This is a genomic window from Aeromonas sp. Marseille-Q7275 (assembly GCF_965119515.1).
This window is the reverse complement of record NZ_CBCPLW010000003.1, coordinates 152,104-177,681: the sequence shown is the minus strand read 5'-3', so window position 1 is coordinate 177,681 and position 25,578 is coordinate 152,104. Positions and strand designations below refer to the sequence as shown.

At 64.3% G+C, this 25,578-nt stretch carries 21 protein-coding genes; 6 read left to right on the top strand and 15 right to left on the bottom strand.

Features of this window, described 5'->3' with window-relative positions:
- Positions 1-121 precede the first annotated feature (121 nt).
- On the top strand, positions 122-2,329 hold the full coding sequence (priA, locus tag ACWPWQ_RS04660; protein ID WP_454009119.1) for a primosomal protein N': 2,208 nt from the start codon (positions 122-124) through the stop codon (positions 2,327-2,329).
- A 218-nt stretch (positions 2,330-2,547) separates the two neighbouring features.
- Here priA and ompA read toward each other — a convergent pair whose 3' ends face one another.
- The 6 genes from ompA to ilvG form a co-directional block, all read right to left on the bottom strand.
- Positions 2,548-3,669 carry a porin OmpA gene (ompA, locus tag ACWPWQ_RS04655; RefSeq protein ID WP_454009118.1) on the bottom strand — a complete coding sequence of 374 codons (1,122 nt, stop codon included), beginning with the start codon at positions 3,667-3,669 and terminating at the stop codon, positions 2,548-2,550.
- A 235-nt stretch (positions 3,670-3,904) separates the two neighbouring features.
- Positions 3,905-5,437: a threonine ammonia-lyase, biosynthetic gene (gene ilvA / locus ACWPWQ_RS04650; protein ID WP_454009117.1), complete on the bottom strand. Its 1,533-nt coding sequence runs from the start codon at positions 5,435-5,437 to the stop codon at positions 3,905-3,907.
- 3 nt (positions 5,438-5,440) lie between these two features.
- A complete protein-coding gene (ilvD, locus tag ACWPWQ_RS04645) occupies positions 5,441-7,282 on the bottom strand; it encodes a dihydroxy-acid dehydratase (protein WP_429108789.1) in 1,842 nt (613 codons plus the stop codon).
- A 146-nt stretch (positions 7,283-7,428) separates the two neighbouring features.
- Positions 7,429-8,373 carry a branched-chain amino acid transaminase gene (locus tag ACWPWQ_RS04640; protein WP_454009116.1) on the bottom strand — a complete coding sequence of 315 codons (945 nt, stop codon included), beginning with the start codon at positions 8,371-8,373 and terminating at the stop codon, positions 7,429-7,431.
- A gap of 12 nt (positions 8,374-8,385) precedes the next feature.
- Positions 8,386-8,649 (bottom strand): acetolactate synthase 2 small subunit, encoded by a 264-nt coding sequence (gene ilvM / locus ACWPWQ_RS04635; protein WP_139438078.1) that lies wholly within the window; start codon positions 8,647-8,649, stop codon positions 8,386-8,388.
- On the bottom strand, positions 8,646-10,292 hold the full coding sequence (gene ilvG, locus ACWPWQ_RS04630) for an acetolactate synthase 2 catalytic subunit (protein WP_454009115.1): 1,647 nt from the start codon (positions 10,290-10,292) through the stop codon (positions 8,646-8,648). Before ilvG ends, ilvM begins: the two co-directional genes overlap by 4 nt.
- A 383-nt stretch (positions 10,293-10,675) precedes the next feature.
- On the opposite strand from ilvG, the gene ACWPWQ_RS04625 reads away from it, so the two are divergent.
- The 3 genes from ACWPWQ_RS04625 (at position 10,676) to ACWPWQ_RS04615 (ending at position 14,182) form a co-directional block, all read left to right on the top strand.
- Complete coding sequence (locus ACWPWQ_RS04625; RefSeq protein ID WP_454009114.1) at positions 10,676-12,193, top strand: YifB family Mg chelatase-like AAA ATPase; 1,518 nt, start codon at positions 10,676-10,678, stop codon at positions 12,191-12,193.
- Between the two features lie 132 nt (positions 12,194-12,325).
- On the top strand, positions 12,326-13,225 hold the full coding sequence (locus ACWPWQ_RS04620; protein ID WP_025328750.1) for an acyltransferase: 900 nt from the start codon (positions 12,326-12,328) through the stop codon (positions 13,223-13,225).
- 9 nt (positions 13,226-13,234) lie between these two features.
- Complete coding sequence (locus ACWPWQ_RS04615) at positions 13,235-14,182, top strand: acyltransferase (RefSeq protein ID WP_454009113.1); 948 nt, start codon at positions 13,235-13,237, stop codon at positions 14,180-14,182.
- Here ACWPWQ_RS04615 and ACWPWQ_RS04610 read toward each other — a convergent pair.
- Positions 14,125-14,613 carry a DUF523 domain-containing protein gene (locus ACWPWQ_RS04610; protein WP_342058852.1) on the bottom strand — a complete coding sequence of 163 codons (489 nt, stop codon included), beginning with the start codon at positions 14,611-14,613 and terminating at the stop codon, positions 14,125-14,127. The genes ACWPWQ_RS04615 and ACWPWQ_RS04610 overlap by 58 nt on opposite strands.
- Before the next feature lie 77 nt (positions 14,614-14,690).
- The gene (locus tag ACWPWQ_RS04605; protein WP_139438088.1) at positions 14,691-15,341 is read right to left on the bottom strand and encodes an NUDIX hydrolase; all 651 of its coding nucleotides are present in this window, start codon (positions 15,339-15,341) and stop codon (positions 14,691-14,693) included.
- A 74-nt stretch (positions 15,342-15,415) separates the two neighbouring features.
- Here ACWPWQ_RS04605 and ACWPWQ_RS04600 point away from each other — a divergent pair, with 74 nt between their 5' ends.
- Together ACWPWQ_RS04600 and pncB are read left to right on the top strand one after the other, a co-directional pair.
- Complete coding sequence (locus ACWPWQ_RS04600; RefSeq protein ID WP_454009112.1) at positions 15,416-16,051, top strand: nicotinamidase; 636 nt, start codon at positions 15,416-15,418, stop codon at positions 16,049-16,051.
- A gap of 101 nt (positions 16,052-16,152) precedes the next feature.
- Positions 16,153-17,331: a nicotinate phosphoribosyltransferase gene (gene pncB / locus ACWPWQ_RS04595; protein ID WP_454009111.1), complete on the top strand. Its 1,179-nt coding sequence runs from the start codon at positions 16,153-16,155 to the stop codon at positions 17,329-17,331.
- 69 nt (positions 17,332-17,400) lie between these two features.
- Here pncB and ACWPWQ_RS04590 read toward each other — a convergent pair whose 3' ends face one another.
- The 7 genes from ACWPWQ_RS04590 to ACWPWQ_RS04560 form a co-directional block, all read right to left on the bottom strand.
- Positions 17,401-18,009: a thiol:disulfide interchange protein DsbA/DsbL gene (locus tag ACWPWQ_RS04590; RefSeq protein WP_139438094.1), complete on the bottom strand. Its 609-nt coding sequence runs from the start codon at positions 18,007-18,009 to the stop codon at positions 17,401-17,403.
- Positions 18,010-18,290: 281 nt separating this feature from the next.
- Positions 18,291-19,280: a serine/threonine protein kinase gene (locus ACWPWQ_RS04585; RefSeq protein ID WP_139438096.1), complete on the bottom strand. Its 990-nt coding sequence runs from the start codon at positions 19,278-19,280 to the stop codon at positions 18,291-18,293.
- A gap of 123 nt (positions 19,281-19,403) precedes the next feature.
- Positions 19,404-20,855 (bottom strand): cytochrome c oxidase accessory protein CcoG, encoded by a 1,452-nt coding sequence (gene ccoG, locus ACWPWQ_RS04580; protein WP_454009110.1) that lies wholly within the window; start codon positions 20,853-20,855, stop codon positions 19,404-19,406.
- A 197-nt stretch (positions 20,856-21,052) separates the two neighbouring features.
- Entirely contained in the window at positions 21,053-21,316 is a 264-nt protein-coding gene (locus tag ACWPWQ_RS04575) for a YihD family protein (protein WP_025328759.1), read from the bottom strand.
- A 30-nt stretch (positions 21,317-21,346) separates the two neighbouring features.
- A complete protein-coding gene (locus ACWPWQ_RS04570) occupies positions 21,347-22,501 on the bottom strand; it encodes a GGDEF domain-containing protein (RefSeq protein ID WP_319913883.1) in 1,155 nt (384 codons plus the stop codon).
- A gap of 161 nt (positions 22,502-22,662) precedes the next feature.
- Complete coding sequence (gene cueR, locus ACWPWQ_RS04565) at positions 22,663-23,052, bottom strand: Cu(I)-responsive transcriptional regulator (RefSeq protein ID WP_005323722.1); 390 nt, start codon at positions 23,050-23,052, stop codon at positions 22,663-22,665.
- On the bottom strand, positions 23,049-25,478 hold the full coding sequence (locus ACWPWQ_RS04560) for a heavy metal translocating P-type ATPase (protein ID WP_454009109.1): 2,430 nt from the start codon (positions 25,476-25,478) through the stop codon (positions 23,049-23,051). Before ACWPWQ_RS04560 ends, cueR begins: the two co-directional genes overlap by 4 nt.
- Positions 25,479-25,578: the final 100 nt, after the last annotated feature.

The following is a 25,578-nucleotide window of genomic DNA, read 5'->3' as shown; positions in this document are numbered from 1 at the left end:
GCCATCCGATCTCTTGTCGGACACCACACGATTGTTGAACACAGTTTCAAAGGCTGCGAATAATATAGGAAATGCCTGAGTTCAGGCAAGTGGCTTCGCAGAAAAAATAGGCAACCTTTTGGTGGATTCATCGCAAACGCTTGATCTGGTTCGTGTCGCTGTCCCGGTGCCCTTGCGCCGTCACTTCGACTATCTTTCTCCCCTGCCCTTACCTGCCCCCGGCTGCCGGGTCGAGATCCCGTTCGGCCCCCAGACCCTGGTCGGTCTGGTGGTGGATCACCCGACCGAGAGTCAGGTGCCCCGCGCCAAATTGAAGCCCTTGAAGCGGGTACTCGACACGGCCCCTGTGCTCGGGCCCGACATACTGGCGCTGATGGCCTGGAGCGCCAGCTACTACCAGCATCCGCTGGGGGAGGTGCTGCCTCACGCCCTGCCGGTGCTGGTGCGCAAGGGGGAGCCCGCAGCCTATCGGGAGCTGGAGTTCTGGTTTGCCACCGAGGCGGGCATGGCGATCGATCTCAACGAGCTCAAGCGGGCGGCCAAGCAGCAGCAGGCCCTCGCCCTGCTGCGCAAGGGGCCGCAGACGCCGTCGGCGCTCAAGCAGGAGGAGATCCAGAGCGCCGCCCTCACCGCGCTGGAGAAGAAGGGCTTGCTGGAGAAGCGTTCGCTGGAGCCGAGCCACGACGGCGACTGGGCTACCCATTTTGACGCGGGGGAAGGGCTGCGCCTCAACGGCGAGCAGGCGCTGGCGGTGGCCGCCGTCACCAGCCAGAGCGACAAGTTCGGCGCCTTCCTGCTGGACGGCATCACGGGCTCCGGCAAGACCGAGGTCTACCTGAGCATCCTCGAGCCGTTGCTCAAGGCGGGCAAACAGGCCCTGGTGATGGTGCCGGAAATAGGCCTCACCCCCCAGACCATCAACCGCTTCCGCCGTCGCTTCAAGGTGCCCGTGGTGGCAATGAACTCCGCCATGAACGACAGAGAGCGGCTCGATGCCTGGCTCGCCTGCCGCGACGGTGGCGCCGCCATCCTGATCGGCACCCGCTCCGCCGTGTTCACCCCGTTCAAGAACCTCGGCATCATCATCATCGACGAGGAGCACGACGGCTCCTTCAAGCAGCAGGACGGTTTTCGCTACCACGCGCGGGATCTGGCGGTGATGCGGGCCCATCGCGCCGGCATCCCCATACTGCTCGGTTCGGCCACCCCGTCGCTGGAGACATTGCACAACGCCCGTACTGGCAAGTATCACCACCTCACTCTCACTCGCCGTGCCGGCAACGCCCAGACCGCCCGCCAGGTGATCCTGGACATCAAGAGCGTGCGGCTGCAGGCCGGGCTCTCCCCCCAGCTGGAGCAGCTGATGGCGGAGCATCTGTCGGCGGGCAACCAGGTGATGCTGTTCCTCAACCGGCGCGGCTATGCCCCTGCCCTCATCTGCCACCAGTGCGGCTGGAGCGCCGCCTGCGAGCGCTGCGATGCCTGGTACACCTGGCATCAGGCCGGGCGGCGCCTGCACTGCCACCACTGCGACAGCGTGCGCCCCCTGCCCCACCACTGCCCCGAGTGCGGCAGCCCCGAGCTGATCGGCTCGGGGGTCGGCACCGAGCAGCTGGAGCAGCTGCTCACCACTGTGTTCCCTCAATATCCTGTGGTGCGCGTCGATAGGGACAACACCCGCCGCAAGGGGGAGCTGGAGACCCACCTCGGCGACATCAAGGCGGGCAAGTACAAGATCCTGATCGGCACCCAGATGCTGGCCAAGGGCCACCACTTCCCGGATGTGACGCTGGTCGGCCTGCTGGATGTGGATGGCGCACTGTTTTCCGCCGATTTTCGCGCCGCCGAGAAGCTGGCCCAGCTCTACACCCAGGTGGCGGGCCGGGCCGGGCGCGCCAGCAAGCCGGGGCTGGTGGTGTTGCAGAGCCACCACCCCGAGCATGCCCTGCTGCAGGATCTGACCCAAAACGGGTACGGCCACTTCGCCGACACCGCGCTCAAGGAGCGCCACCTGCTGGGACTGCCGCCCTTCAGCTATCAGGGGTTGTTCCGGGCCGAGGCCAACGGTCGCGACGAGGTGCAGCTGTTCCTCGCCCGTCTCGCCGATACCCTGCGCAGCGCCCGCTACCCCCAGGTGCAGGTGCTCGGGCCCATCAGCGGCTTTATGGAGCGCAAGGCGGGCAAGTTTCGCATGCAGCTGCTGGTGCAGGGGCCGAACCGGGCGCCCCTGGCCCAGCTGCTGGATTGGGCGGTGAAGGAGCTGGACGGCTGGCCGGAGACCAAGAAGGTACGCTGGAGCCTGGACATAGACCCCACGGAGTTGAATTAAACCACCACCATCACGCGCCGCCAGTGGCGTTCCCCTTATCGTGTGTCTGACTACGCCGCTTAGCGGCGAAATACGGGCCTGGCGATAGTGCGCACCCGCCATGGCGTGTTTGCTCCCTTCTCCCCTCGCGGGAGAAGGGTTGGGGATGAGGGGAGGAGCCAGAACGCGACGAGGGGGCCAAGGCCCCCTCGTTGTTTTTACCCCATGGCTGCTCCGGCTTATTCGGCGACCTGCGAGACCCCGGTCAGGCGCACCTCGACCCGGCGATCCGGGGCCAGACAGGCGATCATCTGCGCCTTGGCGCCGTCCGGGCAGCTGCCCCCCGTCACCGGTGACGACTCGCCCTGCCCCTCGGCCCGCACCTTGTCGGCAAACAGCCCCTTGGCAATCAGGTAGTCGGCCACAGTGCGGGCACGCTGCTCCGAGAGGGCCTGGTTGTAGGCATCGGATCCCAGCCGGTCGGTATGACCGATCACCGTCGCCACCCCGTCTTTCGGGTTGGCCGCCAGGATCTGGGCAAAGAGGTTGTCGAGGGCCTGGCTCGCGGCCGGTTTCAGGGTCGCCTTGTTGAATTCGAACAAGACGTCCGAGTCCAGGCTGAACTGCTTCTCCACCAGCACGGGGGCCGGCGCAGGCTCGGGCGCGGGGGTCGGCGCCACCGGCTCGTCACCGACCTGACCGAAGCGATAGAGCATGCCCACCGACAGCAGGCCGTTGTCCAGCTCTATGCCGGATTCATCCAGCGAGTCCTTGCCGAGCGGCGTGGTGTACTGGTATTCGAGGCGGGCGGCCCAATCCCTGTCGATGGCGTATTCGAGGCCCAATGCCCCCACAAAGGCGGCACCGTGATACTTGCCCCCGCCCGATGCCGAGAGGTTGCTGGTGCCATCGTTGGCCCAGGCACTGATGGAGCTGTCGGTCCAGGCATAGGCGCCCCCCAGCCGACCGTAGATATCCAGGGCCTCGGTCGCCGGGAAGCCGATCTTCATGGTGGCCTGGATCATCTGGGCCTTGGCCTCCCCATCCAGTCCTGCCTCGACCCCGTTACTGCTGAAGCGCTGATCGACCTGATACTTGCCGAGCCAGTCATAGCCGAGCTCGACGGCCACATTGCGGTTGACCTGATAGCCGGCGAAGGCCCCCAGGCCGAGATCGCTGTGGTCCTGGCCAGGATCAAAGGCATCGAGCAGCTCCTTGACCTGATCGTCGTAATCCACCCCGTAAAAATTGGACCAGCCGGCCTTGCCGCCGACATACCAGGTGTTGTCCTGGGCGGCAGCCTGCACCGTCCCCGTTGCCATCAGAGCGCCGACGAAGACGGCGAGCATAGATCTGTTCATGGATGAGCCCCTGCAATGAATTGTTATGACGCGACTGCGCCTCTCTTCCCTGACGGGGCCCTGAACCCAAGCCCCGCACTCAGATTATCCCATCTGCAACCAGCCTCAAACGACCAGGGACTCAGGAGTGTGATATTGGCGACATTATCGGTAGATGCGCGCCCTGGAGCGCTCATAAAAAAACGAAGAGCCAGGCTCTTCGTTTTCATCTCGGGGCGGGATGGTCAAGCCGCCGTCACTGACTGCCCTGGCTCGCCAGGAACAGGCGATAGGCGGGATCCTCGCTCACCTCCTTCCAGCCGTAGCCAATCTCGTGCAGGTAGTCGTGGAAGGCGGCCACGTCCTCGTCCGGCAGCTCGAAGGCACACAGCACCCGGCCATAGTCGGCGCCGTGGTTGCGGTAGTGGAACAGGCTGATGTTCCAGCGGCAACCCAGGGTCTCGAGGAAGCGCATCAGGGCGCCCGGCTGCTCCGGGAACTTGAAGCTGTAGAGACGCTCACCGAGGGGCCGCGCCGGGCGGCCGCCAATCATGTAGCGCACGTGGTTCTTGGCCAGCTCGCTCTCGGTCATGTTGACCACGGGGTAGCCGTTTTCCTCCAGTTGCTGCTGGATCTGGCCCAGCTCCTCGTCACCCCCGGTGAGGCGCACCGAGACGAACAGGGAGGCCTGGGCCGCATCCGCGTAGCGGTAGTTGAACTCGGTCACCATGCGGGGCCCAAGCTGACGACAGAAGTCGAGGAAGGCCCCCTTGCGCTCGGGTATGGTCACCGCCAGCATGCCCTCGCGCTTCTCGCCGATCTCGCAGCGCTCCGACACGTAGCGCAGGCTGTGGAAGTTGACGTTGGCGCCGGACAATATGGCCGCCATCCGCCCGCCCTTGACCTGCTCCCGCTCGCTGTAGGCCTTGAGGCCGGCCAGGGACAAGGCGCCCGACGGCTCGGCGATGGCGCGGCAGTCGTCGAAGATGTCTTTCAGCGCCGCGCAGATCTGGTCGTTGGAGACGGTCACCACCTCGTCCAGATACTGGTTGCACAGGCGGAAAGTCTCCTCGCCGATGCGCTTGACCGCCACCCCGTCCGCAAACAGGGAGACCCGCTCCAGGTTGACCGGCTCACCGGCCTCCATGGCAGCCTTGAGGCAGGCGGAGCCCTCGGCTTCCACCCCGATCACCTTGACATCCGGCAGCAGCTGCTTGATGTAGACAGCCACCCCGGCGGCCAGGCCGCCCCCCCCCACAGGCACGAACACATGGGTGAGGTGGGTGTCCTGCTCCAGCAGCTCCTTGCCTATGGTGCCCTGGCCCGCGATCACCTCGACGTCGTCAAAGGGCGGTATCAGGGTATAGCCCTCGGTCTCGGCAAGGCGCCGACTCTCCGCATAGGCCTCGTCGAAGCTGTTGCCAAACAGCAGCACGTTGCCACCCAGGCGGCGCACCGCATCGATCTTGATGTCCGGCGTGGTCTTGGGCATCACTATGATGGCCTTGATGCCGAGCTTGGCCGCCGACAGCGCGACACCCTGGGCATGGTTGCCGGCCGAGGCCGCCACCACGCCATGGGACTTCTGCTCGGCGCTCAGGGTGGCGATCTTGTGATAGGCACCCCGCAGCTTGAAGGAGTGCACCGGCTGCAGGTCTTCCCGCTTGAGGGAGACCTGGTTGCCGAGTCGCTCGGAGAGTTTTTTCAGGGTCTGCAAGGGCGTCACCCGCGCCGCCTCGTAGACGGGGGAGAGCAGCACCTTGCGTAGATAATCCGCCGCAGAGACCATGGCTTACTCCTCCAGCTTGCTTAAATCGCGCACCGCGCCCTTGTCGGCGCTGGTGGCAAGCATGGCGTAGGCACGCAGGGCATAGGAGACCTGACGCTGACGATTCAGCGGCTTCCAGCCACGGGCCGAGGCGGCCACGCGGCGAGCGGCCAGCACGCTGTCAGCCACTTCCAGCACCATGCTGCGGGCCGGGATGTTGATGTTGATGATGTCGCCATCCTCCACCAGGCCTATGGTGCCGCCGGAGGCCGCCTCGGGGGAGACGTGACCGATGGAGAGGCCCGAGGTACCGCCGGAGAAACGACCGTCGGTGATCAGCGCGCACGCCTTGCCGAGGCCCATGGATTTGAGATAGGTGGTGGGGTAGAGCATCTCCTGCATGCCGGGGCCACCCTTGGGCCCTTCGTAGCGGATCACCACCACCTCGCCGGCCTGCACAGTGCCGTCCAGAATGCCGGCGACCGCCGTGTCCTGGCTCTCGAACACCCGGGCCGGGCCGCGGAAGCAGAGGTTCTCTTCATCCACCCCGGCGGTCTTGACGATGGCGCCATTCAGCGCCAGGTTGCCGGACAGCACAGCCAGGCCGCCTTCCAGGCTGTAGGCGTTGTCCAGGGAGCGGATGCAGCCCGAGGCTCTGTCCAGATCCAGCTCGGGCCAGCGGCAGCTCTGGCTGAACGCCTTGGTGGTGCGGATCCCGGCCGGGCCGGCGCGATAGAAGTCGTGCACCGCCTTGTCATCGCAGCGGCTGACGTCGTACTGCTCCAGCAACTCGTGCAAAGAGGTGCCGAGCACGTTGCGGGTATCGCCGTGCACCAGACCCGCCTTCTCCAGCTGGCCCAGGATGGCGACCACGCCACCGGCGCGGTGCACGTCTTCCATGTGGTACTTCTGGGTGGAGGGGGCAACCTTGCACAGCTGGGGCACCTTGCGGGACATGCGATCGATGTCGGCCATGGTGAAGTCCACCCCGGCCTCCTGGGCCGCCGCCAGCAGGTGCAGCACCGTATTGGTGGAGCCACCCATGGCGATGTCCAGGGCCATGGCGTTCTCGAACGCCGCCTTGGTGGCGATGTTGCGCGGCAGGGCGCTCTCGTCATCCTGCTGGTAGTAGCGGTTGGCGAGGGCGACGATGCGTTGGCCCGCCAGCTTGAACAGCTGCTCGCGATCCGAGTGGGTCGCCAGCATGGAGCCGTTGCCCGGCTGGGAGAGGCCGAGCGCCTCGGTCAGGCAGTTCATGGAGTTGGCGGTGAACATGCCGGAGCAGGAGCCGCAGGTGGGGCAGGCGCTGCGCTCTATCTGATCGCTCTGGGCGTCGGAGACCTTGGGGTCGGCACCCTGGATCATGGCGTCCACCAGATCCAGCTTGATGATCTGATCCGACAGCTTGGTCTTGCCCGCCTCCATGGGGCCGCCGGAGACGAAGATCACCGGTATGTTGATGCGCAGGGCGGCCATCAGCATCCCCGGGGTGATCTTGTCGCAGTTGGAGATGCAGACCATGGCGTCGGCGCAGTGGGCGTTGACCATGTACTCCACCGAGTCGGCGATCAGCTCCCGGGACGGCAGGGAATAGAGCATGCCACCATGGCCCATGGCGATGCCGTCATCCACCGCTATGGTGTTGAACTCCTTGGCGACGCCACCGGCGGCCTCGATCTCCCGGGCCACCAGCTGGCCCAGATCCTTGAGGTGCACGTGACCGGGCACGAACTGGGTGAAGGAGTTGACCACGGCAATGATGGGCTTGCCGAAATCCTGATCTGTCATGCCGGTGGCACGCCAGAGGGCGCGGGCCCCGGCCATGTTACGTCCGTGGGTGGTGGTGGCGGATCTCAACTTCGGCATTGTCTCTACTCCCTGAATGCCCCTGGGGCGCATTGTCTTTCAACATGAATGTGTGATTCGCGGATCGGGAATCGATCCTGGTGAAGGCACCACGGGGAGCCTTCACCGGAAGCGACTCGGGGAGGCGTGACGCCTCCCCTCTCTCATCAGTCGTTGACCGGCGTCAGCCAGCCCCACTTGTCCTCGGTCTGGCCGTTGAACAGGCCGAAGAAGGCGTTCTGCAACTGCTCGGTCACGGGGCCACGGCTGCCAGAGCCCACCTTCATCCGATCGACGGAGCGCACCGGGGTCACCTCGGCCGCCGTGCCGGTCATGAAGATCTCGTCCGCCACGTAGAGCGCCTCGCGGGGCAGTGCCTGCTCGCGCACCTCATACCCCAAGTCACGAGCCAGCGTCATGATGGTGTCGCGGGTGATGCCGGGCAGGATGGCGGCGGTGGCGGGCGGGGTGAACAGCACACCGTTCTTCACCAGGAAGAGGTTCTCACCGGCCCCTTCGCTCAGGTAGCCGTTCACGTCCAGCGCCAGCCCCTCGGCGAAGCCGTTGCGTTTGGCCTCGCGGCTGATGAGCTGGGACGACAGATAGTTGCCCCCGGCCTTAGCACCTGTGGGTATGGTGTTCGGCGCGAGCCGGCTCCAGGAGGTGACGCACACATCCACCCCGTTTTTCAGCCCCTCCTCTCCCAGATAGGCCCCCCAGGGCAGGGCCGCGACCATGAGATCGGCTTTGGCATCCAGCGGCGGATGCAGCCCCAGCCCCACGTTGCCGACAAAGGCCAGCGGGCGCAGGTAGCCGCTCTTCAGGCCGTTCTCGCGCACCACGGTGCGGCAGGCATCATTCACCTCGGCCTCGCTGTAGGGCACGTCCATCCAGTAGATCTTGGCGGAGTCGAACAGGCGGCGGGTGTGCTCTTGCAGGCGGAAGATACAGGTCCCCTTGGGGGTGTCATAGGCGCGCACCCCCTCGAACACCGAGGAGCCGTAGTGCAGGGCGTGGCTCATGACGTGCACCTGGGCATCCTGCCAGGGCACCAGTTTGCCGTTGAACCAGATGTATTGCGGGTGAGTGGCGGATTGGGAAGGCTGTGACATTGGCTTGGCTCCTTAAGCGCTGATCCGGGGTTGCTGTTCCAGTGCATCGACCCGGGAGACATCCACCAGCTTGACCAGCTGGCTCCACAACTGCTGGATGGGACGCTCCGACTCGACAGTAACCGTGATCCGCAGCTGTTGGCAATCCTGCTCCATGTTCAGAGCGCAGAGAGCGAAGCCACGGTGACGCACCACCCGCAGCACCCGCTCCATCACTTCGGGTCTGGGCTGGGCGTGGATATGCAGGGTGTGTTGGTGAAAGCTGTGCTGCTTCATGGGCGTTGCTCCATCATCTTGTGGTTGGCGACTCCCGGCGGAACCAGGGGCCAGACGTTTTCTTCCTCTGAAATGGCCACATGCAGCAGGTAGGCACTCTCGCTTGCCAGCAGGCGATCGAGTGCACCGGCTATCTGCTCCTTGCATGTGATGGTCTCGCCCGGGATGCCGAACGCGGCGGCCAGGGCGATGAAATCCGGGTTGTCGGAGAGTATGGTCTCGCTGTAGCGGCCGTCGAAGAACAGCTCCTGCCACTGGCGCACCATGCCGAGGCGTTGATTGTCGATCAGCACCATCTTCACCTTGAGCTGGGCCCGGCGTATGGTGCCGAGCTCCTGCACGTTCATCATGAAAGAGCCGTCACCGCTCACCAGCACCACCTCGTCATCCGGGCGCGACATCTTGGCGCCGATGGCGGCGGGCAGGCCGAAGCCCATGGTGCCGAGGCCGGCGCTGGAGAGGTGATTGCGCGGGCTGGTGAAGCGCATGTGTTGGGCCACCCACATCTGGTGCTGACCCACGTCGCAGGCCACCACGCTGGTGTCCGGCAGCCGTGCCGAGAGCTGCTTGAGCAGGGCCGGGGCATAGATGGGCTGGCCCGGGTGGTCGTAGCGGAAGGCATATTCGCGAGCCATGGCGGCGCAGTGCTCACGCCAGGGATCGATCGCCAGCGCCATGGCCAGGGCGGGCAACACCCGCTTGAGATCCTTGGTGATGCCCACGTCGGCGGCGCGGCGCTTGCCGAACTCGGCGGCATCCACGTCCAGGTGGATCACCCTGGCCTCGGGGGCGAACTCCTCCAGCTTGCCGGTCACCCGATCATCGAAACGGGCGCCCACCACCACCAGCAGATCGCACTGCTGCACCGCATAGTTGGCGGCCTTGGTGCCGTGCATGCCGAGCATGCCGAGGTAGACGGGGCTGTCAGGGTCGAGGGCACCTATCCCCTTGAGGGTGGTGACCGCCGGCATGCCGGTGGCGGCGGCAAAGTCCCGCAGCTGCTGCTCCGCATTGGCCATGCCCACACCACCGCCGACATAGAGCACCGGGCGCTCGGCGGCGGCCAGCAGGGTACGGGCCAGGGTCAGCTCGGCCGGATTGATGGGCTCGGGCTCCTCCACCGCAAACAGCGGGCTCTGGGTCGGCACGGCGGCCAGCTGCACATCCTTGGGAAAGTCGATGAGCACAGGACCCGGACGCCCTTCGGTGGCGATGGCGAAGGCTTCCGCCAGCACCCGACCCAGATCGGCGGGATCCGTCACCATGAAGGAGTGCTTGGTGCATGAGAGGGACATGCCGAGTACATCGACCTCCTGAAACGCATCCGTGCCCACGGCGGCGCAGGGCACCTGGCCGCTGATGGCGACCAGGGGCACGGAATCGAGCAGCGCCTCCGCCAGGCCGGTCACCAGGTTGGTGGCTCCCGGGCCCGAGGTGGCGATGCAGACCCCCACCTGGCCGGAGGCGCGGGCATAACCCACGGCGGCCATAGCGGCACCCTGCTCGTGACGGCAGAGCTGATGGGCCAGGCCACCGTCATACAGGGCGTCGTAGACCGGCATGATGGCCCCGCCCGGGTAACCAAACACCTGGGTCACACCCTGTTTCTTGAGAGCCTGTACCAAAAACTGCGCGCCGTTCATGTGGAAATCCTGTCCTTTGGTCGAAAAAAAACCCCCGGGCCGTGAGGCTCGGGGGTCGCTTGTTTCGTTCTGTCCGGTGGTGGGTCTATCCCTTGTTCCGTGCAGCTAAACGAGCCCCGAGCGGTGAGATAATAATCACCACTAGGACCACAATAATGCTGACGAAACGGGAGGCCATGTTCATAGTTACAACCGGAAATCCTGTGAGATGGGGGCGGTTTGCACCGCGAATGGCTATTAGAACTAGCACGGTGATTTTTATTGGGCAAGCATTTTTTACCTGACAAGACTCTGATTTTGACTGATCTGCAAGCTGCTCTCTGGAACAAAAAACTAATAAAAAACGGTTAACCAGCACATACATCAAACCAAGGACGGGATTTATGTCATTAGCTGTGGTTTATAGCCGTGCCAGCCTGGGGATCGCGGCGCCGCAAGTCACGGTGGAAGTCCATTTATCCAACGGACTGCCCGCCTTCAACATGGTGGGCCTGCCGGAAACCTCGGTGAAGGAGTCGCGGGATCGGGTGCGCAGCGCCCTGCTCAACGGCAACTTCGAGTTCCCCTCCAAACACATCACGGTCAACCTGGCCCCCGCCGATCTGCCCAAGGAGGGAGGCCGTTTCGATCTGGCCATCGCCATCGGCATTCTCGCCGCTTCCAAGCAGATACCTGCAAAATACCTGCTCGATCACGAGTTTTTAGGGGAGCTGGCCCTGACCGGCGAGATCCGTCCCGTGCTCGGGGTACTGCCCGCGGTGCTCGCCTGCCGCGACGCGGGGCGCACCCTGCTGGTGCCGCGGGAGAACGGCCCCGAGGCCTCCCTCATCCAGGATGCCGAGGTGCGCACCGCCCACCAGCTGCTGGCCGTCACCGCCTGGCTGGCGGGTCAGTACGAGCTGCCCCTGCCGGAGCCCCAGACCACGGACGCCCTGCCCGACGTGCCGGATCTGCAGGATGTGATCGGCCAGTCCCAGGCCAAGCGGGCGCTGGAAATCGCCGCCGCCGGCAGCCACAACCTGCTGTTCATCGGCCCGCCCGGCACCGGCAAGAGCATGCTGGCGAGCCGATTGCCCGGCATACTGCCGCCGCTGAGCGAGCAGGAGGCGCAGCAGACCGCCGCCATCCACTCCATCGGCGGCCTCACCCCCCGCGCCGGTCACTGGCATCACAGGCCCTATCGCACGCCGCACCACAGCGCCTCGGCGGTGGCCCTGGTGGGAGGCGGCAGCCACCCGAGGCCAGGGGAAATCTCCCTGGCCCACAACGGGGTGCTGTTTCTCGACGAGTTGCCTGAGTTCGAACGCAAGGTGCTGGACTCCCTGCGAGAGCCGCTGGAGACCGGCCACATCACCATCAGCCGCGCCGCCCGCCAGGTGGACTTCCCCGCCCGTTTCCAGTTGGTGGGCGCCATGAACCCCAGTCCCTGCGGCCACTACGGGGACGGCCAGACCCGCTCCAGCCCGGATCAGATACTGCGCTACCTCGGCAAGCTCTCGGGCCCCTTCCTCGATCGGTTCGATCTGACGGTGGAGGTGCCGCTGCTGCCCAAGGGGAGCCTGACCGGCAAGGCGGAGCGGGGGGAGTCTAGCCGGCAGATCCGCGATCGGGTACTGGCCGCGCGGGAGCGCATGCAAAGCCGCAACGGTAAACTCAACAACCAGCTTGATAGTCGTGAGATAGAGGATATTTGCCGATTATCACCGCAAGATGCCGAATTTCTGGAGAACGCCATCCAGAAGCTGGGGCTCAGCATCCGGGCCTGGCACCGCATACTGCGGGTGTCGCGCACCATCGCCGATCTGGCGGGGTGCCCCGCCATCGAGAAGGAGCATCTCATCGAGGCGCTCGGTTACAGGGCCATGGACAGGCTGCTGTCACGGCTGCGCAGCGGCCAGTGATCGCGACATGATGGCGAGGAGATCCCGGCGTCAATGCGGTGCATTCATGGTCTAGCGCCGGATCGGCTGATATTATGGCCACAGATCTGACCACCTGGTTACCACCCACAGACACGAAAACGGATCCGATTCATGCATAACAAGCTGATAGAGCGGCTGCGCGGCTGCCTCTCGACCCTGCTCTATTTCCTCAACACCCTCTTCTGGTTTGTCCCCATACTGCTGCTCGGCCTCATCAAGCTGCTGCTGCCGCTCAAGGGTTGGCGCACCCTCTGCAACGCCCTGCTGGACGGCTGTGCCAGCTGCTGGATAGGTTTCAACAACCTGATCCAGAAAACCATCATCAGAACCCCTTTCGAGGTGGTCGGAGTGGACAAAGGGCGCCGGAATGAGTGGTATATGGTGGTTGCCAACCATCAATCCTGGGTCGACATACTGGTACTGCAGCGGATTTTTAATCAAAAAATTCCCTTCCTGAAGTTTTTCCTCAAGAAAGAACTGATTTGGGTACCTTTTCTCGGTCTGGCCTGGTGGGCGCTGGACTTCCCCTTCATGCGGCGATATTCACGCAGCTTGCTGGAAAAGAAGCCGCATCTGAAGGGAAAAGACATAGAAACGACGCGCAAGGCCTGTGCCAAGTTCCGCCACATTCCGGTGAGTGTGATGAACTTCGTGGAGGGCACCCGCTTCACCGCCCACAAGCACGACAAACAGGGCGCGCCCTATCGCCACCTCCTGCACCCGAGGGCTGGCGGCATCGCCTTCACCCTGGCGGCCATGGGGGATCAACTGCACAAGCTGGTGGATGTGACCATCGCCTATCCGGGCGGCATCCCAAGCTACTGGGACTTCATGTGCGGTCGGGTCAAGGAGATCAAGGTTCGGGTCCGCTTTCTGCCGATCGAACGCAATCTGGTGGGGGATTACTTCAATGACCCCGAGTTCCAACAAGAGTTTCAACAGTGGCTGAACGGGATCTGGCGCGAGAAAGACCAGACCCTGGGTCAGCTGCTGGCGGACAAGACGCAGTAAACGACACCCATGCTAAGCCTGCTCCCCGGCCCCCTGGTGCTGCTCATCAGCGCCGGCCTGACCATATTGTTCACCGCCCTGTGCGCCAGCCTGATCCTGCTGGTCTCCCTAGGGAAATTGTTGTTGCCCATCCCGGTCTTCGGCCGTGCCTGCAGCCGGCTCAACAATGGCTTCATGAGGCTGTGGCTGGGTTGCAACGCCCTGGTGATCCGCCTCACCACCCGCATCGACTGGCAGCTCGAGGATGAGACCCGGCTGCGCAAGGATGGCTGGTACCTCATCATCAGCAACCACATGAGCTGGACCGACATAGTGGTGCTGGGCCATCTGTTCCGGGACAGGCTGCCGGTGCCCAAGTTCTTCATGAAGCACGAGCTCATCTACATACCGCTGCTGGGGCTCGCCTGCTGGGGGCTGGACATGCCCTTTATGCGCCGCTACTCACGGGAGTTTCTGCTGCGCAACCCGCACCTGAGGGGCAAGGACATAGAGACCACCCGCCACGCCTGCGAGAAGTTTCGCCACATCCCCACCACAGTCATCAACTTCGTGGAGGGGACCCGCTTCACCGAGGCGAAGCGAGAGGCGACCCGTTCCCGCTACCGCCACCTGATGTCCCCCAAGGCGGCGGGGCTCGCCTTCACCCTGGCGGCCATGGGGGAGCAGTTCGACAGCCTGATCAACGTCACCATCCGCTACCCGGACAACAGCGAAACGCCGTTCAAGGACTTCCTGATGGGGCGGATGAAGCGCATTCAGGTGCGCATCGAGGAGTTGCCGGTGGATGAGGCGCTGGTGGGGGACTACTTCAACGACAAGCAGTTCAAGCGTGGTTTTCAGGCCTGGCTGAACCAGCGCTGGCAAGAGAAGGATGACGTTCTGGAAGAGTGGCAGCGAGCTCAGGAGCCCGCTGCGGTGGCCGCCAGGGAGAGGGCCGACGCCAGCTCGGGCAACTGATCCTCGCTGAACACCTGAATGCCGTGACGGCGCAGCAGGGCCGTGGTCTTGCCCTCTCCCGCCATGGAGACGCCTTCAAAGCGGCCGTTGTAGATGCGACCACTGCCGCAGGAGGGGCTCCCCTCCTTGAGCAGGGCAAAGCGAATGCCCTGTGCCTGGCAGAGTTGCAGCGCCAGCCGGGCGCCGTGATCGAACTCGGCCGTCACATCCAGCCCGCTTATCGTCACCACCAGCTCGCCCTGCCGCTCGGCGGGTGGACGGGGGGTCGGCAAGCCGCCCGCCACCTCAGGGCAGAACGCCAGCGCCCTCCCCTCGGCCCCCAGCGCCTTCAGCCAGTCGCTGACGATCCCCTTGCTCTGACCGTCGTAGCGTACCGGCTGGCCCAGCAGGCAGGCACTCACCAGCACCTTGTGCATTCCCGTCTCTCCCATGCTGTCACTCCCTGTGTGAGGGTGCCCGCGCACCAGACCCGCTATCGGGCGACAATCCGGCTTTCGCAGGCACCGGCTTATGCTTCCGCACCGTGCATCACCTGATCGAACATCACGCAGCAGGGATTCTCCAACCGGTAGAGAATGGCGGGCCTCTGCTTGCCGGTGCGCTTGCGGCCGGTATCCACCAGGATGTCGGCGCGATGGATCCGCTTGCGAAACGCCGCCGTGTTCATGGGGGTCTGCAGGACTATCTCGAACGCCCGCTGCACCTCGGAGAGGGTGAACTCGGCCCCCAGCAGTTGCAGCGGCAGTGTGCTGTAGCGGCTCTTGATGCGCAGCCGCTCCAGCCCCATGGCGACCAGCTGGCCGTGATCGAAGGCAAGATTCAGGTCGGGCAGGTCGGCAAGCGGGTGCCAATGACCTCGCACGGCTTCCGCTTCCGGCTCCACCAGACAGAGATAAACCAGGGTAGTGGACCAGCCACGGGGATCCCGTTCCAGATTGCCGAGGGTACAGACCTGTTCGCTGTAGCAATGACCCAGCCCCCACTCCCCCAGCAGGCGGTGACGGGCGGCATCTAGATCCCGATCCCGGGTCTCGTCGATGCGCAGGGCCGGCAACTGCCAGCAGTGGCTAAAGGGAGGGCGATCCCGGGTCTCGAGGAGCAGCTCGAGCCGCTCCTCGTGCAACCGCAGCACCACCATATCCAGACTCATTCTCGGCATCTCGGTCGACCTGCTCGCCTTCTAATAATGTTTGGTAGATAATATCACAAGAATATTATGTGCAGGAGCCACCCATGGGAACCATCGCCAGCCTGGATATAGATGCGCAGAAGGGATTCACTCCCCTCTGCCCGAACGAGCTGCCCGTCGCGGGCGGGGCTGACATAGTGGCCGCTCTCAACGCGCAGGCCGCCCTCGCCAGCCTGCGAATCGGCAGCAAGGACGCCCACCCAGCGAACGCCGCCTGGGTCGTGACAAACCCCGCCGCCATGCTGCAACCGCTGGACCTGCCCAACGCCGATCTCACCTGGCCGGCCCATTGCGTGCCGGGCACCCCGGGCTTCGAACTGCTCGATGGCCTGCCCGCCCCCATCGACTATGACTTCTTCGTCTGGAAGGGGGTCGAGCCGGACCTGCATCCCTATGGCGCCTGTTACCATGACCTGGCCGAGCGGCGCAGCACCGGGCTTATCGAATTCCTGCAAGCACAGGGGGTCAGCACAGTGCTGGTGGGGGGCCTCGCCACCGACTACTGCGTCAAGACCAGCGTGCTGCAGCTGCGCCGCGCCGGTTTCCGGGTGATCGTCCATCTCGATGCCTGCCGTGGCATAGCGCCCGAGACTGTGGCCCAGGCCCGCACCCGGATGACCGAGGCCGGCGCCGAACTGGCCCAGACCCTGGTCGATGTACAACGCCTGCTGGACGCCTGATATGTCACCCATTTTTTCCCGCCAATCCGATACCGGCGCCTGCAATCTACATATGCGGCAGGGGAGCGCCATCGTGCTCACCCGTCTGCGGGGAGTCTGATATGCCACCCATCCTCACCAGCCTGCTCGACACCGACGCCTACAAGCTGCACATGCAGCAGGCGGTGTTCCATCGCTATCCGGATGCCGAAGTGGTAGCCGAGTTCCACAGCCGCAACGAGGAAGATCTGCTGCCCATGATGGGCGAGATCGAGGAGCAGCTGCGCCTCGCGGGCTCCCTGCGCCTGACCGAACCCGAGCTCGATTTCCTGGCCGAGCGCCCCTTCTTCACCGCCGATTACCTCGATCACCTGCGCCGCAAGCCGCTGGATGCCTCCCTGCTCAAGGTGTTCGAGCAGGATGGCCGCATCAATGTGCGGGTCGAGGGGCCCTGGCAGGACGTGATCCTGTGGGAGATCCCGGTGCTCGCCATTATCAGCGAGATGCGCAACCGCTTCCGCTATCCCCAGTTCGGGGTGATCCAGGCCCTGGCGCGGCTGGATCAGAAGATCGACAAGCTGGAGCGGGAACTCAGCCCCGAGGAGATGAGCGAGTTCAACCTCATCGACTTCGGCACTCGCCGCCGCTTCTCCCATGCCGTGCAGGATGCGGTGGTGGGTCGCCTCAAGGAGCGGCTGCCGGCATTTCGGGGCACCAGCAACTACCAGCTGGCCCAGAAGTACCGGCTGCCGGCGGTGGGCACCCAGGCCCACGAGTGGTTCCAGGCCCACCAGCAGCTCGGCTTCCCGCTGGAACACAGCCAGCGGGCCGCCCTCACCAGCTGGCTCGACGAGTTCACCAACCACCTGGGCATAGCCCTGACCGACTGCATCACCATGGATGCCTTCCTGCGCGACTTCGATTTCGAGCTGGCCAGCCGCTATCAGGGGCTGCGCCACGATTCCGGCGACCCCGTGGTGTGGGGCGAGAAGGCCATCAGCCACTACCAGCGGCTCGGCATAGATCCCAAGGACAAGACGCTGGTCTTCTCCGACGGTCTCAACCTCGACAAGGCCGTCGAGCTACTGCGCCACTTCCGTGGCCGCATCAACACCAGCTTCGGCATCGGCACCAAGCTCACCTGCGATCTGCCCGGCGTCAGCCCGATGAACATCGTCTTCAAGCTGATGGAGTGCAACGGCGGCCCGGTTGCCAAGATCTCCGACAGCCCGGGCAAGACCCTCTGCCGGGACGCGGACTTCATCCGCAACCTCAAGCAGGCCTTCCACGTCGGGGTGTGAACAGGAACAGCAGACAACAAAAAGCCCGCCGGTTCGCACCGGCGGGCTTTTTTATCGACTCGGGAGAGGTCAGTCTTTCTTGGCCAGCAGGAATTTCACCAGCTGGTTGAACTGCTCCTGGGAGGTGATGGATTCAATCTTCACCATGTATTTGCCGTTCACCAGGAAGGCCGGCACACCGCGCACGTTGTAGCTCTCGGTGTTGCGATCGAACTGGGAGACCATGCCGGAGACGGCGAAGCTGTCGACGGCACCGTCAAACTCTTCGGCCGGTACGCCGTTGTCCACGAAGATCTGCTTCACGTCGGCACGGCTCTGCGGCACCTGACGCTGGGTGTGGATCTTGTCGAAGATGACCGGGGTCAGCTTGCCTTCGACGTTCAGCAGGTTGGCGACGGCATAGGCGCGTTGCATCTCCGGGCCCATCTCGCGGCCCAGGAAGGCCACCGGGTTCTTCTTCATCGGCACGCCTTCCGGCAGGCTCTTCTTCAGATCTTCGGCGATCGGCTCGAACTTGGCGCAGTGCGGGCAGAAGTAGGAGAAGAACTCCAGCACTTCAGGTTGGGCGCTGCCGGTCTGGGTGACCACGTCATAGTTGACGCCTTCCTTGAATTCCGGGGCGGCGTGAACCATGGGGATCATCAGCATGGCAGCGAGGAAAAATAGTACTTTTTTCATGACGTTTCCTGTTAAGGGATCACTGTGAGGCACGCCCGGCGAACCGAAGCAGTCCAAGCCTATTGCCTCACCCTCCCGCCGTCAATGGCAAAGGCGGGTGGCCAAGCCTCTCGCCCCGGCATCCTGGGCCGGGTTGCCGGGGCTTGCCCGGCCGGCATCAGCGACCCGGAGCACCGCCAGTTGGCCGAACTCCGCTTGCCTTACCAGTTCAGCATCAGCGTCAGCAGCAGTGCCTGGAGCGCATCCTGCTGGCCGTACTGCGGGTACCGCGAACCGTCGACTTACCAGTTCGGCATCAGCGTCAGGGGCGGCGCCTTGAGCGCTTCCAGCTGATCGTGCAGGGTCGCTATCTGCTGGCGCCAGTAGTGATCCGTATTGAACCAGGGGAAGTGACGGGGGAAGGCGGGATCCTCCCAGCGCCGGGCCAGCCAGGCCATGTAGTGGACTATGCGCATGGCTCGCAGGGGCTCTATCAGCGCCAGCTCCCGCGGGTCGAACTCCATGAACTCCTCGTAACCGGCCAGCAGGGTGTCGAGCTGGATCTGCTGCTCGTGGCGCTCGCCGCTCAACATCATCCAGAGATCCTGGATGGCGGGACCGGTGCGGCAGTCGTCGAGATCGACGAACAGGGGGCCGTCGCGCCACAGTATGTTGCCCGGGTGGCAATCCCCGTGCAGGGAGATCCGCGCCACGTCCAGGCTCATGGCGTCCCCCACATGGCGGATCAGCTCGTCGAGCACCCCGAAGAACTGCTTGGCCAGGCCGCTCGGCACCCACTCTCCGGCCGCCAGCAACTGACGCGGCTCGTGCAGCATGCTCTCCACGTCCAGCTGGACGCGATGGTGGAAGGAGTGACTGGCCCCGACCCTGTGGATGCGACCGAGATAGCGCCCCACCCACTCCAGCTGATCCAGGTTGTCCACCTCGAACTGGCGGCCACCGACGCTATGCCAGATGGCGAAGGGGTAACCCTGATGCTCCAGCAGGGTCTCGCCGGCAAAGGCGATGGGGGCGGCGACCGGGATCTCCGTCTCACGCAGGCGAGCGGCAAACTCGTGCTCCTCGAGGATCTGGGCTCGGCTCCAGCGACCGGGGCGGTAGAACTTCACCACGTAGCGGCGACGATCCTCATCCTGAAACTGGTAGACCCGGTTTTCATAGCTGTTGAGCTCGATGAGACCGGAGTCGATGCGCAGGCCGCTGAGATCGATCGCATCCATGATGAGATCGGGATTGAGGTCGGAATAGTTGAAACGCATGTCATCCACCATGAGAAAGGGGCGCTGTTGCGCCCCATTCTATCCGAGATAGCCGATCAATGCCGCCCATGATCCCGATCCGGGGCATGCCACGGACGCCCGTGGCATGCAGGATCGGCCGCCAGGGACGGCCCCTCAGAGCCGGCTGATAAACTTGCTGGGCTGGCGCAGGGTGCCCTTGCTGTCGTCCGGTGCGGCCCCTTCCCGTTTGAGCACGAACTGGACATCCAGGGTCGGCCGCTTCAGGTTGAAGGGATCCACCGCCAGGCTCACCGGCAGGGTGAAGATTTCCCCTGGCTTGAGCGTCACTTCCCGCGGGCCGAACCACTGGTGCTCCGGCAACCCTTCCACATCCAGCTGATAGGTCTGGGATTGCAGGGTCTTGTTGAGGATCTTCAGGGTATAGGTGTTCTCAATGAGCCCCTCGCTGTTCTCCCGGAACAGCTGGTTGCGATCCCGCAGTATGTCGAACCCCATGGGCATGATGGACATGGCGTTGTAGACGAAGACCCCCAGCATGACGACCATCACCAGGCCATAGCCGATCAGCTTGGGCCTGGCCACATGGGTCTGGTTGTGGGCCAGCTTGTGCTCCGTGGTGTAGCTGATCAGCCCCTTCGGATAGCCCATCCGATCCATGGTCTGATCGCAGGCATCGACGCAGGCACCGCAGTTGATGCACTCGTACTGCAGGCCGTCGCGGATGTCGATGCCGGTCGGGCAGACCTGCACGCAGAGGTCGCAGTCGATGCAGTCCCCCAGCCCCAGCGCCTTGGGATCAGCCTTGCGGCCACGGGCGCCACGGGTCTCGCCGCGCTTGGTGTCGTAGCCGACTATGTAGGTGTCCTTGTCGAACATGGCGGACTGGAAGCGGGCATAGGGACACATGTGGATGCACATGATGGCGCGCATCCAGCCGGCGTTGCCGTAGGTACAGGCGGCGAAGAAGATCACCCAGAAGATGACCCAGCCGCTCGCCTGCAGGGTGAAGAAGTCAGGCACCAGCTGGAACACATCCTGGAAGTAGGCGACGAAGGTGAGGCCGGTGCCCAGGGACAGCAGGATCCAGGCCAGGTGCTTGGCGCCCTTGCGGGCCAGCTTCTCGCCACTCCAGGGGGCGGCATCCAGCTTGCGGCGCTTGTTGGCGGCGCCTTCCAGCTTCTCCTCGAACCAGATGAACATGAAGGTCCACACCGTCTGGGGGCAGAGATAGCCGCACCAGACCCGGCCGAGGAAGGTGGTGACGAAGAAGAGGGCGAAGGCGGCGATCATGAAGACCCAGGCCAGCAGGGTCAGATCCTGCGGCCAGATGGTGGCGCCGAAGATGTGGAACTGCTGATGCTCCAGATCGAACAGCACCGCCTGGCGGCCGTCATAGCGCAGCAGGGGCAGAGTGACGAAGAGAGCGACGAAGAACCAGCCCATGGCCTTGCGCACCCGCTGCCAGTAGCCGGTCTGGGACCTGACGTAGATGCGGTTGCCGGGATTGAACCTGTCATCGCCCGCCTTGAACGTGTGGGGATTGAAGGTCCCGGTGACGTTCTTGTCGGTCACATCCTTGATATCGATCTTGTCCTGGTCGGCCATTGCAGCACATAGCTCCACTCACATTGTTATGAAGCCGATTATATCTTAAACAGCCTGCTAATTGTGTGGGTTAAATGTATCTATAGTTCGAGTGCCGTCGCAATTTCAGGCAACAAAAAAGGCCCATAGCCAGTTGACTATGGACCTTTTTGGAGATTCTCTTGAAACCTTCCTCTTCCGGCAACCCGGCGGCCGGGTTACTTGATGCCGCGGGCCTTGAGCAGGGCTTCCTTGAAGTCAGGAACATGATCCTTGGCCAGGCCCGGGATCATCGCCTGCTTGTCGGATTCGCGCATCTTGAGGTGGTAGATCAGCATGTCGTCGGTCAGCTCGGACAGGGCGCCCTCATAACCGGCTTCTGCCGCCAGTTTGGCGATGAATTGCACCAGGCTGAGATCCTGCTCCTTGATCCAGGCGGGCTGCAGCAGCTCCAGCAGCTCTTCGATACGATGACATTGCATAGACGACCTCTTTAATCTGTCATGTGAAACTCAGGCAACCTTACCCATCAAGGCTACTTCGATACGATCCCGGCCATTATGCTTGGCCTGATAGAGGGCCGCATCCGCTTTTTGGATAAGCTCGGCGATGGAGTGGTGCTGATCCGGCACCAGGGTCGCCACCCCGAAGCTGCAGCTGACCCGGCCGGATACCCGGGACTTGTGGTGGGGAATGCCAAGGGTGCGCAGGGCCGTGCGCACCTGCTCGGCGATCTGCATGGCCCCCTGCAAGGTGGTGCAGGGCAGCAGCAGGGCGAACTCCTCCCCGCCGTAGCGGGCGGCCAGATCGTCCTCCCGCCGCAACACCTCGGCCAGCAGGCTCGCCACCTGCTGCAGGCACTGGTCCCCCAGCTGATGGCCATAGTGATCGTTGAACTGCTTGAAGTAGTCCACATCCACCAGCACCAGGGAGAGGGGCGCCCTGGCCCGGTGACAGCGGCGCCAGGCCCGCGCCAGGGTGTCGTCCAGGTGAGCCCGGTTGGCGATGCCGGTCAGGCCGTCCAGGCGGGAGGTGAGCTTGAGATGCTCGGAGACCGCCTTGAGTTCGGCCACCAGTTCGGCGTTGGAAAAACTGTGGTAGAGGGAGGCCACCTGATCCCGGCGCAACCGGCGCAGCAGGGTCGGCAGAAACACGAACAGGTAACCCGCCAGCATGCAGGAGACGATCCGCTCCTGCTCGTTGCCGCCGCTGAGTTCGAACAGCATGGCAAACCCGAGGGGCAGCACGGCCCCGTAGAGGGTGCGGCGACTGCCGAACAGCATGATGGCGCTGCCGGTGAGGATCAGGCTGGTGAGCATCAACATGGCGGCGCGGTAGGTGTCCGGCAGCCTGTCCATGTAGAGCAGCACGCCGAGGGCCCAGATGATGGAGGTGATGGTCACCCCGATGAAGAGCTCCCGCTCCAGCACCGGCAGCGGCAGATCTGCCAGCCGGGGCTGACGCCAGCGCAGGTGCCACCAGCGTCCCAGCAGCAACAGGAAGACCAGGCCAAGCCAGCCGAGCGCCTCCCTGGCGGGCAGGTAGTCGTGGAACAGCAGGCTCCAGCTGATCGCCAGCAGCGCCAGACAAGGCAGGCTGAAGGAGGCGTGGGTATAGAGCTGGACCATGATGGCCCGCCGCACCTGGTGATTCACACTCTGGGTCAACTGGGTACTCCCTGTACAAGAGCCGCACAGTCTAACACTCCCTTTTCCTGCTCAACAATCAATCGCCCGCTATTAAGCAGCCACTCAGCCCCTGGCTCGTCGCGCCACGCAGGCAGGATCCCGGGACACTCCAGCCTGCTCGCGCTCGCCCGGCAACACCCTCAACCCTTCTCGAGCTCGTCGAGTATGGGGCACTGGGGATTCGCGTCCCCGTGGCAGCACCCCACCACCTCCTCCAGGGAACTGAGCATGGCCTGCAGGCCGGCGATGCGGGCCCGCAGATCGACGATCTTCTCCTGCGCCAGCTTCTTCACTTGGGCGCTGGTCCTGTGCTCGTCCCGGTAGAGCGCCAGCAGCTCCTGACACTCCTCCAGGTTGAAGCCGGTCTCCCGCGCCCGCTTGACGAAGCGCAGCTCCCGCAGGGCGCCGTCTGTGTAGCTGCGATAGCCGTTGTCACTGCGCACCGGCGCCGAGATGAGGCCGATGCTCTCGTAGTAGCGGATGGTCTTGGCGGACAGCCCAGTGGCCTTGGCAACCTTACTGATGTTCATGGATGACTCCTTCTCGATTCAGATTGGCGCTGGCTGCCCGCCCTGGGCTGCCAGCGTTTCAGTAACAGGGAATTGCTCAATACCGTGATGCTGCTCAGGGCCATGGCTGCCCCCGCCAGCTCGGGGCTGAGGTAGCCCAGCGCCGCCAGCGGAATGCCGATGATGTTGAACACGAAGGCCCAGAACAGGTTCTGCTGTATGGTGCGCCAGGTGGCCGCCGAGATGTCGATGGCATCGGCCACCAGGCGAGGGTCGGATCGCATGAGCGTGATGGAGGCGGTTTCCATGGCGACATCCGAGCCTGAGCCCATGGCGATCCCCACATCCGCCGCCGCCAGTGCCGGGGCGTCGTTCACCCCGTCTCCCACCATGGCCACCAGGCCCTGGGTGCGGGCGCGCAACGCCTCTACTTTCTCCACCTTGCCGGCGGGTAGCACGGAGTCGAAGGCGCCGTCCAGCCCCAGCTTGGCGGCGATATGGGCCACGGGTTCCGGGGCGTCGCCGCTCACCAGCCAGCTGGCGATGCCGCGCTGACGCAGGGTGGCGATGGCCTCGGGGCTCTCGGGCCTCAGGGTATCGGCCAGGGCGGCGATCGCCACCGCCACGCCGTCGATGGCGACCCAGACCCGGGTCGCACCGTCGGCAGGCTGTTCATCCTGCGCCGGCACTTCGATGCCGAGCTGGGCCAGCAGGGAGGCGTTGCCGATGGCGACCCTGTGACTGGCCACCTGACCGAGGATGCCGGCACCGACCCGTACCTCCACCGCCTCGGGCTGGGGCAGCACGACCTCCTTGCCGACCGCCTCGCGCATCGCCAGCGCCAGCGGGTGCTCGCTCGCCTGCTGCAGGGCGGCGGCGAGGCGCAACTGTTCGTCGCTGCCGCTCCAGCTCGCCAGCACGGGCCTGCCCTGGGTGAGGGTGCCTGTCTTGTCAAAAATCAGCGCCTTGATGGCGTGGGCCTTCTGCAGGGTATCCACGTCCTTGATCAGGATGCCGTGACGGGCCGCCACCCCGGTGCCGGTGACGATGGCGGCCGGGGTCGCCAGCCCCAGGGCGCAGGGACAGGCGATCACCAGCACGGCCACGGCGGCGAGCAGCGCCTGACCGAAGTCGTTGCTGTAGGCATACCAGGCCAGCAGAGTGAACAGGGCGATGGCCATGACCACGGGCACGAAGATGGCGGAGACCCTGTCCACCAGCTGCTGCAGCGGCGCCTTGCCCATCTGGGCACGCTCCACCAGGGCGATGATCTTGCTGAGGCTGGAGTCTTCCCCCACGGTCGTGGCCTCGATCTCCAGCACACCGGAGCGGTTGATGGCGCCACCCAGCACGGCATCTCCCAGTGCACGCGGCACCGGCAGGCTCTCACCGGTGAGAATGGATTCATCCAGCTCGCTCTCACCGCTCAGGATCTTGCCGTCCACCGGCACCCGCTCCCCCACCAGCACCCGCAGCCTGTCGCCACGCAGCACCTCGTCGATGGCGACGTTCTGCCAGGCCTCGCCGCGCCAGACGGTGGCGGTGTCCGGCCGCAACGCCATCAGCTCGCGAATGGCGGACTGGGTGCTGCGCCGGGCGCGGGCCTCCAGCAGTTTCCCGAGTGAAATCAGGGTAATGATGATGGCGCTCGCCTCGAAATAGAGCTGGCCGCTGGCGGCCATCCCCAGCGTCAGCAGCAGATAGAGGCTGTAGAAGTAGGCGGCGCTGGTGCCGGTCGCCACCAGCACATCCATATTGGCTGCCCTGTTGCGCAATGCGAGCCAGGCGCCGCGATAGAAGCGGGCACCGATCCAGAACTGCACCGGGGTGGCGAGCACCAGCTCCAGCCAGGCGGGCAGATGCCAGGGCAGCAGGCCGGCCATGGCGACCATGCCCACCAGCAGCGGCAGGGTCAGCAGGGCCGAGATGACGACCTGATTCAGCGCATGACGGGCGGCGGCAGCTTCCTGTTCCTCACGCGCCTGCAACTGTTGACGGCGAGCACTGGCAGAGCCCTGCGCCAGCTGGGCACCGAAGCCAAGGGCTTCTATATGCTCGCGCAACGAGGCTGGGGTCTGCATCCCCGGCACCAGCTCGATGCGGGCCTGCTCGAGGGAAAAATTCACCTCGGCCGAGAGCACGCCGGGCAAGGCAGTCAGCATCTTGTTGAGACGCGCCGAACAACCCGCGCAGGTCATGCCGCTGATCTGGAAGGAGATCGTCTCATGGCCATAGCCATAGCCCTGCCCTGTGATGCTGTCGAGGACCTCGGGCAGACGAGCCGGGTCACCGAGTTCGATGGCCGCCTGCTCCAACGCGAAGTTGACGGTAGCCGTCACCCCGTCGAGCTGGTTGAGGGCGGTGCTGATGCGGCTGGCACAGTTGGCGCAGCTCATGCCGCTGAGCGGCAACTGCAGATGGATGGGATCTTGAGTCTGGGTAGTCATGTTGTTCCTCCTCGGAACTCATCGGCCAAACTGGCTGCCGATGACTAAACCCTAACCTTTACTGTAAGGGTAAGCTCAAGCCACCACACTCACTTTTTCA